Raw genomic sequence first — 13,692 nt, 5'->3', positions numbered from 1 at the left:
CATTCCCGCTCAGCTGTCGAACTTTACCGCATTGGTGTTGGCGCCACAGACCAGAATGGCGACGCGCTCGCTCGGTGACGGACGATAGCGGCCGGAGAGCACCGCGGCAAAGGCGGCCGCGCCGCCGGGCTCGGCGACGAGGCGCAAGTGCGACCACAGCGCGGCCTGGGCTTGCCGGATCGCATCGTCGCTGACCAGGACGACGCGCTCGACGTGAGCGCGCGCGACCGGAAACATCAGCTCGCCGACGCGCCGCGGCGCAAGGCTGTCGGCGGCGATGCCGCCAGCGGGCGCATCGACTGGCGCGCCCGCCTCGAACGCGGTGTGCAGGGTTGGCGATTGCTCCGGCTCGACCGCGACGATGCGCGTCCTGCCGGCATACCAGGCCGCAATGCCGCCGATCAGTCCGCCGCCGCCGACCGCCACCAGCAGCGTGTCGATGCCGGGAGCATCCTGCTCCAGCTCCAGTCCGACGCTGCCCTGGCCGAGCAGGGTTTCGGCCTGATCGTAGGCATGGACCGCCAGCGCGCCGCTCTGCGCGACATGCGCCTCGCTCGCGGCGAGCGCATCGGCGTAGCGGCTGCCCGCGATCACGAGCTTGGCGCCATAATTCCTGATCCGCTCGGCCTTGGCCGGCGAGGTGATGTCGGGCACGAAGATCGTGGCGGGAAGGCCGAGCCGCTGCGCCGCATAGGCGACCGCCGCGCCGTGATTGCCGCCGGATGCGGCGACGACACCGGCCTGCGGCACCTGCCGCAGCAACAGATTGGCGAAGGCGCCGCGCGCCTTGAACGATCCGGAATGCTGCAGCATCTCGAGCTTGAACGTGACGGGCGCGGCCGCCAGGCCGAAATCGGCAAGATCGGCCTGAACCAGGGGCGTGCGCCTGATATGCGGACGGATGACCGCCTCGGTCGCCGCAATCCGCTCCCGCGTGATGTCCATTGTCGCTGTCATGATGTCGTCCAGAATAGCGCATCCGAGAGTTGACATCAATTAGGTAATTAGCAAAATGGCTAAATGAAATTTGCCGTCGCCTTGCGCGCGCTCGCCAACGAACGCCGGCTGCAGATCCTGGAATGGCTGCGGGATCCGCGGAAGCATTTTCGTGAGCAGGCCGATGGCGATCTGGTCGAGGACGGCGTCTGCGGCCTGCTGATCGCCGAGAAGCTCGGCGTCAGCGCGCCGACATTGAGCGAGCACATGCGGGTGCTGACGGCAGCCAAGCTGGTGCGCGCCAAGCGGATCAAGCAGTGGACGATGTACAAGCGCAACGAGACCGCCATCGCCGCGATCAAGCGCTCGATCCAGGACGGCCTTTGACGGGTTGCGCGTGATGGCATTGCGGGCGTGCGCCGTTTCCGAGATAATTGTTGCGCCGCACCGAGCTGGTCGTGGAGACTGGTCGGCCCTGCCGTGTTCAACGATTGAGAAGAGCGAGAACCATGTTTCTGATCGGCCAATATGATTCCCCCTTCGTCCGCCGCGTCGCGATTGCGCTGAAGCTTTACGGCCTGCCCTTCGAGCACAGGCCGTGGTCGACCTTCGGCGACGCCGACAAGATCGCGCCCTACAATCCGCTGCGCCGCGTGCCGACCCTGGTGCTCGATGACGGCGAGGCGCTGATCGAGAGCACGATCATCCTCGATTATCTCGACGAGCGCGTCGGCGAGGCGAAGGCGATGCTGCCGCGCAGCGGCCCTGAGCGGCGCGGGCATCTGCGCATCTGCGCGCTCGCCTCCGGCCTCGGCGACAAGGCGGTGAGCCTGCTCTACGAGCGCGTGCTGCGGAAGGAGCAGCTCGTGCTCTGGGTCGAGCGCTGCCAGGCGCAGATCGGCGACGTGCTCAAGGTGCTCGAGGCCGAGCGGGCCAAGGTGACAACGCCGTACTGGCTGGGCGATCGGATCGGCCACGCCGACGTCGCGGTGGCCTGCGTCGTCCGCTTCACCCGCGAAGCGCATCCGCAGCTGTTTGACGCGGGGCGCTATCCGGGGCTGGCAGCTCATGCCGAGCGCTGCGAGGCCTTGGCACCGTTCAAGGAGATCGTGCAGCCGCTGGCGCCGCCGAAGGGTTAGGGCCCCGTGCTCGGCCCCAAGCTACCAGATCGTGGGGTGCCTGACGGGCAAAACACACGAGGGCTGGGTCAATCGACGCTGGCTGAAATATTCCGCTTTACCGAAATTCGGTTTCGGCGTATGTGTCGCTCATCCTGATCCGGCGAAAGGGGCGGTCGTACGTCGTTTCGAACCGCGGATCGGGGAGCGGTGGACGCGGCAGCGTCGTGCACGAGGGGCGGGAGCAGGGCGGGATCAACCCCGTGAGGTCCTGGCGGCGTGCGGACGAACGGCACTGAAGCGTACGGCCAAATCGTGTGGTCCTGGCTGTCGTTGCTACAGCCAAGCCTTGCGGAGGCGCGACGAGCCCGACCGGGCGAGGTGCGCCGCCAATCCGCGAGGTGACGGAGGCAAGCAGGAACTCGTCTCCGGGGAGAGCGCGCCATACGCCGTCAAACATCGCGCAGGGAAGGCCGGACGTTTCCGGCTTCACCTGTCATCCGTTGTGCATTGCGTGTGCATTCTCATCGCACGACGGACAAGCGGGTGCCAGCCGGCGCCCGGCCTTCCCTGCGCCCTTTCATGGAGGGCGTGACGAGAAGAGCAAAGCTCGGGCGGAAGCGCCGCGAGGATGCGAAGGCGTGTCTGCAAGTCGGGGGAGAGCGATGGAGTCACGCCGGTCTCGTGCCCCGGACGCAGCGCGGCGCCGCGGTGATGCGAAGCATCATCCGGGGTGGTGCGCTGCAGAGCCGGGACCCATCTCGCTGCCGGCCGTGTCGTCTCTGGGTCCCGGCTCTGCGCCGCAACGCGAAGAGGCGTTGCGCCGCGTCCGGGACACGAGCGTGCGCGACTACACCGCGCCCGCGCGCTTCTTCTGCCAGACGAGGTGCACCGCGCAGGTGCAGCCGGGCGGATGCGAGGCGAGATCCTTTGGGGTCTCGTCGTTCGCCGGTTTGGCCGCAAAGGCCTTGTCACTCTGCTGCGACGGGATGTAGTTCAGCACCGGCGCGAGCCAGCGCTCGGTCTCTGCCACCGTCATGCCCTTGCGCGCGGCGTAATCCTCGACCTGGTCGCGCTCGATCTTGCCGACGCCGAAATAATAGCTCGCGGGGTTTGCGAAATAGAGCCCGGACACGCTGGAGCCCGGCCACATCGCAAAGCTCTCGGTCAGCTTCACGCCCGCCGTGTTCTCGGCGTCGAGCAGCTCGAACAGCGTCGCCTTCTCGGTGTGGTCAGGCTGCGCGGGATAGCCGGGCGCGGGGCGGATGCCCTGGTACTTCTCGAGGATCAGATCGTCGGGCGAGAGCGTTTCGCCAGGTGCATAGGCCCAGAACTCGCGGCGCACGCGGGCATGCATGCGCTCGGCAAAGGCCTCGGCGAGGCGGTCGGCCAGCGCCTTGCACAGGATCGAGGAGTAATCGTCGTTCGCCATCTTGAAGCGGTCGGCGACCGCATCCTCGCCGATCCCGGAGGTAACGACGAAGCCGCCGACATAGTCGGGAACGCCCGCGGGCGCGACGAAGTCGGCAAGGGCGGCGTTGAAACGGCCCTCGCGCTTCTCGAGCTGCTGGCGCAGCGTGTGCAGGGTCGCGATCTTCTTGGTCCGGCTCTCGTCGGCAAAGAGCGCGATGTCGTCGCCTTCGGCGTTCGCGGGCCAGAAGCCGATCGTCGCGCGTGCCCGGAACCATTTTTCCTTGACGATGGTGTCGAGCATCTTGCGCGCGTCGTCGTAGAGCGAGCGCGCGACCTCGCCGACCTTGGCATCGTCGAGAATGGCAGGGAAGCGTCCCGCGAGCTCCCAGGTCTGGAAGAACGGCGTCCAGTCGATGTAAGGCACGAGCTCGGCGAGATCGTATTCGTCGAAGCTGCGGATGCCGAGGAAGGTCGGCTTCACCGGCCTGTTCGCAGCGAAATCAACCGGCACGCGGTTGGCACGGGCATCAGTCAGCTTCAGGCGCTTCTTGTCGGACTGCGCGCGCAGATGCGCTTCCGAGATCTTGGCGTATTCGGCGCGCACCTCGGCGGCATAGGCCTCGCGCTTCTCGGGCGAGATCAGCGAGGAGGCGACGCCGACCGCGCGGCTGGCATCGTTGACATGGACCACCGGACCGGCGCGATAGCTCGGGTCGATCTTGACCGCCGTGTGCACGCGGCTGGTGGTGGCGCCGCCGATCAGGAGCGGCAGCTTGAGGCCTTCGCGCTGCAATTCGCTGGCGAAGAACGCCATCTCGTCGAGCGAGGGCGTGATCAGGCCGGAGAGGCCGACGATGTCGGCCTTCTCGGCCTTAACGGTCTCGACGATCCTGGCGGCGGGCACCATCACGCCGAGGTCGATGACCTCGAAATTGTTGCACTGGAGCACGATGCCGACGATGTTTTTGCCGATGTCGTGGACGTCGCCCTTGACGGTCGCGAGCACGATCTTGCCGGCGGACGAAGAGCCCTCGGTGCCGATGCCGTTGGCGAGGTTGCGGGCCTTCTCTTCCTCCATGAACGGCATCAGCCAGGCCACCGCCTGCTTCATCACGCGCGCGGACTTGACGACTTGCGGCAGGAACATCTTGCCGTCGCCGAAGAGGTCGCCGACCACGTTCATGCCGGCCATCAGCGGCCCCTCGATCACGTCGAGCGGGCGCGAGGACTTCTTGCGGGCTTCCTCGGTGTCCTGCTCGATGAATTCGGTGATGCCGTGCACCAGCGAATGCGACAGCCGCTTCTCCACCGGCCATTCGCGCCAGGCGAGATCGGCTTCCTTGCTTTCCGTCTTCTTGCCGCGGAATTTCTCGGCCAGCGCCAGCAGGCGCTCGGAGGCGCCGGGATCGCGGTTGAGGACGACGTCCTCGCAGGTCTGGCGCAGCTCCGGATCGATGTCGTCATAGACGATCATCTGCCCGGCATTGACAATGCCCATGTCCATGCCGGCCTTGATGGCGTGATACAGGAACACCGAGTGCATGGCCTCGCGCACCGGCTCGTTGCCGCGGAACGAGAACGAGAGGTTCGAGACGCCGCCCGAGATATGCGCGCCCGGCAGGTTCTGCCGGATCCAGCGCGTCGCCTCGATGAAGTCGACGCCGTAATTGTTGTGCTCCTCGATGCCGGTCGCGATCGCGAAGACGTTCGGATCGAAGATGATGTCCTCAGGCGGGAAGCCGACCTTGTTCACCAGGATGTCGTAGGCGCGCTTGCAGATCTCGGTCTTGCGCGCGAAAGTGTCGGCCTGGCCGGCCTCGTCGAACGCCATCACCACCACGGCCGCGCCATGGCGGCGGGCGATCCTGGCTTCGTGGATGAACTTCTCCTCGCCCTCCTTCATCGAGATCGAGTTGACGACCGGCTTGCCCTGCACGCATTTCAGGCCGGCCTCGATCACCGAGAATTTCGAGGAATCGACCATCACAGGCACGCGGGCGATGTCGGGCTCCGCGGCGACGAGGTTGAGGAAGGTCACCATCGCGGCTTCCGAGTCCAGAAGCCCCTCGTCCATGTTGACGTCGATGATCTGCGCGCCGTTCTCGACCTGGTCGCGCGCGACCTGGAGCGCGGCGGTGTAGTCGCCGGCGGTGATCAGCTTGCGGAAGCGGGCCGATCCCGTGACGTTGGTGCGCTCGCCGACGTTGACGAAGGGAATCGCGTCCGTCAGCACGAACGGCTCGAGGCCGGACAGCCGCAGGCGCGGTTCGATCTCGGGCACGATCCGGGGCTTGTGCGGGGCGACGGCCGCCGCAATCGCCGCGATATGGTCCGGCGTGGTGCCGCAGCAGCCGCCGACGATGTTGACGAGGCCGTCGCGGGCGAATTCGCCGATCAGCCGCGCCATGTAGTCCGGGCTCTCGTCATACTGGCCGAACTCGTTGGGCAGGCCGGCGTTGGGATAGGCGCAGACCAGCGTGTCGGCGACGCGGCCGATGTCCGCGATATGCGCGCGCAAATCTTCGGCGCCGAGCGCGCAGTTGAAGCCGATGGTGATGGGCTTGGCGTGCCGCACCGAATTCCAGAACGCCTCCGGCATCTGGCCCGAGAGCAGGCGGCCGGACTTGTCGGTGATGGTGCCCGACACCATTACGGGCATGTCGATGCCACGCGCCTCGGTGATCTCGGCGATGGCATAGAGCGCCGCCTTGGCATTCAGCGTGTCGAAGATGGTCTCGACCAGCAGGAGGTCGACGCCGCCATCGAGCATGCCACGGATCTGCTCGCCATAGGATTTGCGCAAATCGTCGAGGGTGACGGCGCGGTAGCCGGGATTGGACACGTCCGGCGAGATCGAGGCGGTGCGGTTGGTCGGGCCGATAGCGCCCGCGACGAAGCGCGGCTTGCCGTCTTCGGCCTCAACGCGGCGCGCGGCGTTGCCGGCGAGGCGGGCGCCTTCACGCGCCATCTCGTAGACGATGTCGGTGAGGTCGTAGTCGGCCTGCGCGATCGAGGTGGTGGAGAAGGTATTGGTCGCGACGATGTCGGCGCCGGCGCGCAAATAGGCGGCGTGGATGTCCTCGATCGCCTGCGGCTGGGTCAGGATCAAGAGGTCGTTGTTACCGCGCAGGTCGCGGTGAAAATTCTTGAAGCGCTCGCCGCGGAAGGCTTTCTCGTCGAGCTGGAGATTCTGGATCATCGTGCCCATGGCGCCGTCGAGCACCAGGATACGCTCGCGCGCGGCGTTGAGCAGGGCGGTTCGCTTGGCGGAAACGGGGACTGTCATCTTCTCTCACGCAGCCTTCTGGACGCTCTTGGCCCGGATGCCGAGCAAATGGCTGATCGCGAACACGAGATCGGCGCGGTTCATGGTGTAGAAATGGAAGGTGTCGACGCCGTGCTTCGCGAGCTTCTGCACCTGGCCGGCTGCCACGGTCGCGGCCACCAGCTTGCGGGTCTCGGCGTCCTCGTCGAGGCCCTCGAATTTCGCGGCGAACCAGTCCGGCACCGTGGTGCCGGCGCGGGTGACGAAATTGCGGGCCTGCTTGAAATTGTGCATGGGCATGATGCCCGGCACGATCGGAATGTCGATGCCGCGGGCGCGGACGCGGTCGCGATAGCGGAAGTAGAGGTCGTTGTCGAAGAACACCTGGGTGATCGCGCGCGTCGCCCCGGCATCGACCTTGGCCTTGAGCGTGTCGATGTCGGCGTCGAAGTCGCGTGCCTCGGGATGCTTCTCGGGATAGGCCGACACGCTGACTTCGATGTCGCCGTGCCGCTTCTTGATTCCGGCGACGAGGTCGGCCGAGCTCTGGTAGCCGTCGGGATGGCTCGCATAGGGCGTGCCGATGCCGCCGACGGGATCGCCGCGCAAGGCCACGATGTGGCGGACGCCGACCTCGTGATAGCGGTCGACGATCTCGTCGATCTCGCCGCGCGAGGCGCCGACGCAGGTCAGATGCGCCGCCGGCAGCAGCGCGGTCTCCTTGAGGATGCGGGCGATGGTGGAATGGGTGCGCTCGCGGGTCGAGCCGCCGGCGCCGTAGGTCACCGAGACGAATTTCGGGTCGAGCGGGGCGAGCCGGTTAATGGTGTCCCAGAGATTGCGCTCCATCTCCTCGGTCTTGGGCGGAAAGAACTCGAAGGAGATCGCAGGCCGCTTCAGGTGCCCGTCGGCTGTCGCAGGCGTCGTCACGTCAGTCATGGCACCACTCACTCCAATTTCCGCCGGCCGTGGGGTCTAGCTTGGGAGTGCCTAAGATAAGGCAAAGGCGGTTCGGTCGACAGCCCATCGATGATGGGAAGTAGCCCACTAATGCATGGAAAGCATGAAATTTGATGCTGGATGGCATTGTCGTGGGAAGGAAAGCGGATTGGACTAATGCATTGTAATATAACGGATTTATGTGATTCAGGCGCATTCACAAGATCAATTCTATCGGTGGGCAGGATGAAGTTTCTATGCTGCGGATGTAATCCGTCCCAACTGCCGTCTTCCGCGACGACCCGTCCCTCCGTACCCCCTGACCTGCGCAGCCTGCCATTGCCGCCGCACGGCCCTTCGTTAGGTTAAGGCACCATGATCCCGCTCTCAATTCTCGACCTCTCCGTCGTCACCACCGGCACCAAGCCCGCCGCGGCGCTGCGCAACAGCATCGACCTCGCGCGCCATGTCGATGACCTCGGCTATGTCCGCTATTGGCTCGCCGAGCACCACAACCTCGCTTCCGTCGCGAGTCCTGCGCCCGACGTCATGATCGGCCAGATCGCTGCGGTAACGAAGCACATCCGCGTCGGCTCCGGCGGGGTGATGCTGCCCAACCACGCCCCGCTGGTGGTGGCCGAGCGCTTCAAGATGCTGGAGGCGCTGTTTCCCGGCCGCATTGACCTTGGCCTTGGTCGCGCTCCCGGCACCGATGGTGCGACGGCCTACGCGCTGCGCAGCCGGCTCGATCGGCGCGAGGGCGACGATTTCCTGGAGCGCCTGCACGAGTTGATTCTGTGGCAGACCCGCGAATTCCCTGCCGGACACCCCTACAACAACGTCGTCGCCATGCCCGACGACACGGCCCTGCCGCCGATCTGGCTGCTCGGCTCCAGCGATTATTCCTCGGAGCTGGCCGCGCAGATCGGCATGGGCTTCGCCTTCGCCCATCACTTCGCGTCCCACGATGCGATCGATGCGATGGTGCATTACCGCAACCGCTTCCAGCCCTCGGCCTGGCGTGCGGACCCGCATGCGATCCTCGCGGTTGCCGTCATCGCGGCCGATAGCGATGCGGAGGCCGAACGGCTCGCCAGCTCGTTCGACCTCAACCGGCTGCGCCGCGACCGCGGCCAATACCTGCCGTTGCCGAGCGTCGAGGAGGCGCTGGCCTATCCCTACTCCGACGCCGAGCGCACCTCGATCCTGCGCAACCGTTCCCGCCTGTTCGTCGGCAGCCCCGCGACCGTGCAGAGGAAGCTGCAGCCGTTGATCGACGCGAGCAAGCCGGACGAACTGATGGTCATCACCGCCGTGTACGATCACGAGGCGCGGAAGAAGTCCTATTCGCTGCTGGCGGAGGCGTTCGGGTTGGTGAAGAGGGCAGCTTAGTCATTGATTGTCATTCCGGGGCGATGCGAAGCATCGAACCCGGAATCTCGAGGTTCCGGGTTCACGCTTTCGCGTGCCCCGGAACGACGCCATCAACCCTGCTGCGATTCGCTGAACGTCGCGCGGAACGGATGTCCCGGATATACGCCGACGATGCGGAATTCGCGCGAGAAGAATTTCAGCTCCTCGATGGCGAAGGCGAGGCCCTTGTCCTCGGGGTGGCCGTCGACGTCGGCATAGAACTGCGTGGCGAAGAAGTTGCCGTCGATCATGTAGCTTTCGAGCTTGGTCATGTTGACGCCGTTGGTGGCAAAGCCGCCGAGCGCCTTGTAGAGCGCGGCCGGCAAATTGCGCACCCGGAAAACGAACGTCGTGACCAGCGGGCCGGAGCCCTGCGCGGCCCATCTCGGCTCGCGTGCCAGCACCACGAATCGCGTGGTGTTGTGGGCCTCGTCCTCGATGTCATCGGCGAGGATGTCGAGGCCGTAGATCTTTGCGGCGAGGCGCGAGGCGATCGCCGCGACGGTCTTGTCCTTGCGTTCCGAGATGTCGCGGGCGCTGCCGGCGGTATCGGCGTGCACGATCGGCTTGATGCCGAGCTTGCGGATGATGCGGCGGCACTGGCCGAGCGCATGCACATGGCTCTCGACGCTCCTGATGTCTTCGAGCCTGGTCCCCTTCACCGCCATCAGCTGATGCCGAACGGGGAGAAACCACTCACCGATGATGAAGAGGCCGGAGGCCGGCAGGAGATGATGGATGTCGGCGACGCGGCCGGCCACCGAATTCTCGATCGGGATCATGCCGAGATCGGCCTCGCCCGACGAGATCGCCGACAGCGCGTCCTCGAAGGTAGCGCAGGGCATCGGCTCGGCCTCGGGATAGGCCTCGACGATGGCGATGTGGGAATTGGCTCCGGGTTCGCCCTGGAATGCGATCTTCATCTTGCTCATGATCGGCCTTGTAACAGCGGCTCAGGATTTGGAAAGGATGCTGCGGGCGGTTTCCAGGTCCGCCGGCGTATCAACTCCGCGGGGCACTGTATCCACGATGGTGAAGTCGATGCGCATTCCGGCCTCCAGCGCGCGGAGCTGCTCGAGCTTCTCCTGCAATTCCAGCGGAGACGGCGGAAGCGAGACGTAGCGCTCCAGAGCGGCGCGGCGGTAGGCATAGAGCCCGATATGGTGGTAACGCGGTCCGTCGCCGTAAGGGGCGGTCGCGCGGGTAAAATAAAGCGCGCGCATCCGCCTGCCGCCAAGCGAGGTTCCGATCGCCTTCACCACGCTCGGCGCGAGGTCCTCTTCCTCGGTATGAATCTGCGAGGCCAGGGTCGCGATGTCCACGGCCGGGTCTTGCAGGGGAGGCAGCACCTCGCGGATGTTGTCGATCGTGATGGTTGGGAAATCTCCCTGGAGATTGACCACGATCTCGGCCTTGCCCTCGGGATCGAGCTTCTGCATGGCCTCATGGATGCGGTCGGAGCCGGATGGGTGATCGGGGCGGGTCATCACCGCCTCGCCGCCATGGGCGGCCACGACCGAGGCGATCTCCGGCGTGTCGGTTGCAACCGCGACCCGGCCGATGGCGGCGGCCTCGGCGCGGCGCAGCACGTGGACGATCATCGGCAGGCCCGCGATATCGGCGAGCGGCTTGCCGGGCAGGCGGGTGGCGGCCATGCGGGCCGGGATCAGCACCAGGAAGCGAGGGTCGATCATGGATTCAAGTTCTTGGGGTCAAGGGCCTGGAAACGGGGCGTTTTTCGCGCCCAGAAAGGGAGTGGGGACGGGCCTGAAGCCGGCTCGCTTATACGGGTTGCCAGACCCCGGGCAAACCGATATCTCAATGGCAAAACTCGGGGAAACGATAGGGAACGGTTGATTCTCCCGAGGCTCGTCCTGGCGGCCGCCCGGCCGCTCGATCCTTCTTGCGGTGTGGGGCCTGGCCGGAAATGGACTCTTTCGAACTCAATAAAATTCTCGGTGCCGTGCTCGGCACCTGTCTCTTCCTGCTGGTGACGAGCTTCACCGCGAATGCGCTGTTCTCCCCCAAGATGCCGGAAAAGCCGGGCTTCGAGATCGCGGTCAAGGAAGATGCCGGCCATGGCAAGGGAGGCGCCGCGGCCGCACCGTCCGAGCCGATCGAAAAGCTGCTCCAGACCGCTTCCATCGAGAAGGGCGCGGCGGCCGCCAAGAAGTGCGGCGCCTGCCACACCTTCGAGAAGGGTGGCCCGAATCGGGTCGGCCCGAACCTCTATGGCGTCGTCGGCGAGCCGAAGGGCCAGGGTCGTGGTGGCTTCAACTTCTCGGCCGCCATCAAGGCCAAGGGCGGCAACTGGACGTTCGACGACCTCAACAAGTTCATCGCCAATCCGAAGGGCTTCATCCCGGGCACCGCGATGGGCTTCGCCGGCATCCAGAAGGATTCCGAGCGCGCCGATGTCATCGCCTATCTGAATTCGCTGTCGGAGCATCCCCAGCCGCTGCCGACCGCGTCGAAGTAAGGCCTCAACAACCTGTCTTGGAATAGGCGGCCAGGCTGAGAAGCCTGGCCGTTTTCGTATCCGGGCCTCCCGGTGAATTTATCGGGGCGTTTGGCCGCATCTGACGGGCCGTCCGGCCTTTCAAGATGAGGAAAAAGCAACATATTCCGTCGAAACCTCGCCTATATTGGGAACTTAAAGGAGTAGTCTCCTTCAAGACAGGGATGTTGATTTGGCCATTACCCGACGCGATCTCCTGCTCACCGGCACTGCGGCCGCAGCGCTTCCCGTCCTCGGTTCCGTGGCGGGCGTTGCCGCCATCGGCACAGCGCAGGCGCAATCCGCCACTGAGCTGGCTTCCAGCAAATTGCCTTGGCGTCATGCCCTGTCGCTGTTCGGGAAGGTCAAGTACCCCGCGGATTTCAAGCGCTTCGACTACGTCAATCCGGAAGCGCCCAAGGGCGGCGTCGCCCGCCAGATTGCCGTCGGCACCTTCGACAATTTCAACATCGTCGTGTCGGGCGTGAAGGGGCAGGTCGCAGGCGCGGTCGCATTCATCTACGAATCCCTGATGACGGCCTCGCTCGACGAGGTCTCGACCGAGTACGGCGCGCTGGCCGAGGCCGTCAGCCATCCCGATGATTTCTCCTTCGTCACCTACCGCTTGCGGCCGGAGGCCAAATGGCACGACGGCAAGCCGGTCACCGCCGATGACGTGATCTTCTCGCTCGATTCCTTCAAGAAGCACCACCCGATGTACTCGGCCTATTACAGCCATGTGGTCCGGGCTGAGAAGGTTGGCGAACGCGAGGTGAAATTCGTATTCGATGCGCCGGGCAACCGCGAGCTGCCGCAGATCGTGGGCCAGCTCACGGTCCTGCCGAAGCATTGGTGGGAGGGGACGGACGCGCAGGGCCGCAAGCGGGATGTTTCGGCGACCACGCTCGAAGTGCCGCTCGGCTCCGGTCCCTACAGGATCAAGGACTTCGTGGCGGGACGATCGATCGCGCTGGAGCGCGTCAAGGATTATTGGGGCCGCGACCTGCCTGCCAATGTCGGCCGCAACAATTTCGACGAGCTGCGCTACGAATATTTCCGCGACGCCACCGTGGCGATCGAGGCTTTCAAGGCCGACCAGGTCGATTGGCGCACCGAGAACAGCGCGAAGAACTGGGCGACCGCCTACGATTTCCCGGCCGTGACCGAAAAGCGCGTGATCCTCGAGGAATTCGCCAATCGCAGCTCGGGCGTGATGCAGGCCTTCGTGCCGAACCTGCGCCGCGGCAAGTTCAGCGATCCGCGCGTGCGGCGTGCGCTCAACTATGCGTTCGACTTCGAGGAGATGAACAAGCAGATATTCTTCGGCCAGTACAAGCGCGTCAGCAGCTATTTCGACGGCATCGACGAGCTCATGGCAACCGGCGTGCCGCAGGGCAAGGAGCTCGAGATCCTCGAGACCGTCCGCGCCCAGGTCCCGCCCGAAGTCTTCACCACGGCCTACACCAATCCGGTCGGCGGCAATCCGGAAGCCGTGCGCGACAATCTGCGCGAGGCGCTGCGCCTGTTCAAGGAGGCCGGCTACGAGGTGCGCGACCGCAAGCTGGTCGACGTCAAGACCGGCGCCCAGTTCACTCTCGAATTGCTGAATTCGGATCCCAGCTTCGAGCGGATCACGCTGTTCTATAAGCCGTCGCTGGAGCGGCTCGGCATTGCCGTCAGCGTTCGGACGGTCGATCCGACCCAGTACGAGAACAGGACACGCGAGTGGGATTTCGACATCGTCACCAACTCGTGGGGCGAGTCGCAGTCGCCGGGCAACGAGCAGCGCGAGTTCTGGTCGTCCAAATCGGCTGATATCGCCGGCTCCCGCAACATTGCCGGCATCAAGAACCCGGCGATCGACAAGCTGATCGAACGGGTGATCTACGCCACCGATCGTGATGATCTCGTCGCGGCTACCAAGGCGCTTGACCGCGTGCTGCTGTGGAATCACTACGTCGTGCCGCAGTGGACCTACAACAAGGTCCGCACCGCCCGCTGGGATCGCTTTGGGCGGCCCTCGGAACTGCCCAAATACGGCCAATCCGGCTTCCCGTTCATCTGGTGGTACGACGCAGACAAGGCGGCACGGATCGCAAAGAAGTCGTGAA

The 13,692-nt window shown here is 65.2% G+C and carries 10 protein-coding genes; 5 read left to right on the top strand and 5 right to left on the bottom strand.

Annotation, left to right across the window (positions count from 1 at the left end; genetic code table 11):
- Positions 1–9: 9 nt before the first annotated feature.
- The gene (locus AC066S_RS07995; RefSeq protein ID WP_478269375.1) at positions 10–993 is read right to left on the bottom strand and encodes a threonine/serine dehydratase; all 984 of its coding nucleotides are present in this window, start codon (positions 991–993) and stop codon (positions 10–12) included.
- A 27-nt stretch (positions 994–1,020) separates the two neighbouring features.
- Here AC066S_RS07995 and AC066S_RS07990 point away from each other — a divergent pair, with 27 nt between their 5' ends.
- Positions 1,021–1,323 carry an ArsR/SmtB family transcription factor gene (locus tag AC066S_RS07990; RefSeq protein ID WP_247277858.1) on the top strand — a complete coding sequence of 101 codons (303 nt, stop codon included), beginning with the start codon at positions 1,021–1,023 and terminating at the stop codon, positions 1,321–1,323.
- A gap of 122 nt (positions 1,324–1,445) precedes the next feature.
- Complete coding sequence (locus tag AC066S_RS07985) at positions 1,446–2,075, top strand: glutathione S-transferase family protein (protein WP_478269374.1); 630 nt, start codon at positions 1,446–1,448, stop codon at positions 2,073–2,075.
- Positions 2,076–2,904: 829 nt separating this feature from the next.
- Here the strand turns inward: AC066S_RS07985 and metH are convergent.
- Together metH and metF are read right to left on the bottom strand one after the other, a co-directional pair.
- Positions 2,905–6,753 carry a methionine synthase gene (metH, locus tag AC066S_RS07980; protein WP_478269373.1) on the bottom strand — a complete coding sequence of 1,283 codons (3,849 nt, stop codon included), beginning with the start codon at positions 6,751–6,753 and terminating at the stop codon, positions 2,905–2,907.
- 6 nt (positions 6,754–6,759) lie between these two features.
- Positions 6,760–7,671, bottom strand: coding sequence for a methylenetetrahydrofolate reductase [NAD(P)H] (gene metF, locus AC066S_RS07975; protein ID WP_478269372.1), 912 nt, complete (start codon positions 7,669–7,671; stop codon positions 6,760–6,762).
- Between the two features lie 375 nt (positions 7,672–8,046).
- On the opposite strand from metF, the gene AC066S_RS07970 reads away from it, so the two are divergent.
- Entirely contained in the window at positions 8,047–9,063 is a 1,017-nt protein-coding gene (locus tag AC066S_RS07970) for an LLM class flavin-dependent oxidoreductase (protein WP_478269371.1), read from the top strand.
- Between the two features lie 92 nt (positions 9,064–9,155).
- Here AC066S_RS07970 and AC066S_RS07965 read toward each other — a convergent pair whose 3' ends face one another.
- Both AC066S_RS07965 and AC066S_RS07960 read right to left on the bottom strand, forming a co-directional pair.
- Positions 9,156–10,016, bottom strand: coding sequence for a prephenate dehydratase (locus tag AC066S_RS07965; protein ID WP_126259711.1), 861 nt, complete (start codon positions 10,014–10,016; stop codon positions 9,156–9,158).
- 21 nt (positions 10,017–10,037) lie between these two features.
- Positions 10,038–10,778, bottom strand: a complete 741-nt coding sequence (locus tag AC066S_RS07960; protein ID WP_126259712.1) for a 3-deoxy-manno-octulosonate cytidylyltransferase — start codon at positions 10,776–10,778, stop codon at positions 10,038–10,040.
- Between the two features lie 233 nt (positions 10,779–11,011).
- Between AC066S_RS07960 and AC066S_RS07955 the strand changes: the two genes are divergently transcribed.
- Both AC066S_RS07955 and AC066S_RS07950 read left to right on the top strand, forming a co-directional pair.
- Positions 11,012–11,563, top strand: coding sequence for a c-type cytochrome (locus AC066S_RS07955; RefSeq protein ID WP_135171005.1), 552 nt, complete (start codon positions 11,012–11,014; stop codon positions 11,561–11,563).
- 211 nt (positions 11,564–11,774) lie between these two features.
- Positions 11,775–13,691 (top strand): extracellular solute-binding protein, encoded by a 1,917-nt coding sequence (locus AC066S_RS07950; RefSeq protein ID WP_478269370.1) that lies wholly within the window; start codon positions 11,775–11,777, stop codon positions 13,689–13,691.
- Position 13,692: the final 1 nt, after the last annotated feature.

The sequence above is a fragment of the Bradyrhizobium sp. CFUWI genome (assembly GCF_056429085.1).
Note: the sequence above shows the minus strand (reverse complement) of the source record. Positions and strands in the feature narration are given on the sequence as shown.

Excerpts from the sequence above, each read along its gene's own strand:
- AC066S_RS07995 (WP_478269375.1), bottom strand. The coding sequence starts at position 993 with ATGTCAACTCTCGGATGCGCTATTCTGGACGACATCATGACAGCGACA.
- AC066S_RS07990 (WP_247277858.1), top strand. The coding sequence starts at position 1,021 with ATGAAATTTGCCGTCGCCTTGCGCGCGCTCGCCAACGAACGCCGGCTG.
- AC066S_RS07985 (WP_478269374.1), top strand. The coding sequence starts at position 1,446 with ATGTTTCTGATCGGCCAATATGATTCCCCCTTCGTCCGCCGCGTCGCG.
- metH (WP_478269373.1), bottom strand. The coding sequence starts at position 6,753 with ATGACAGTCCCCGTTTCCGCCAAGCGAACCGCCCTGCTCAACGCCGCG.
- metF (WP_478269372.1), bottom strand. The coding sequence starts at position 7,671 with ATGACTGACGTGACGACGCCTGCGACAGCCGACGGGCACCTGAAGCGG.
- AC066S_RS07970 (WP_478269371.1), top strand. The coding sequence starts at position 8,047 with ATGATCCCGCTCTCAATTCTCGACCTCTCCGTCGTCACCACCGGCACC.
- AC066S_RS07965 (WP_126259711.1), bottom strand. The coding sequence starts at position 10,016 with ATGAGCAAGATGAAGATCGCATTCCAGGGCGAACCCGGAGCCAATTCC.
- AC066S_RS07960 (WP_126259712.1), bottom strand. The coding sequence starts at position 10,778 with ATGATCGACCCTCGCTTCCTGGTGCTGATCCCGGCCCGCATGGCCGCC.
- AC066S_RS07955 (WP_135171005.1), top strand. The coding sequence starts at position 11,012 with ATGGACTCTTTCGAACTCAATAAAATTCTCGGTGCCGTGCTCGGCACC.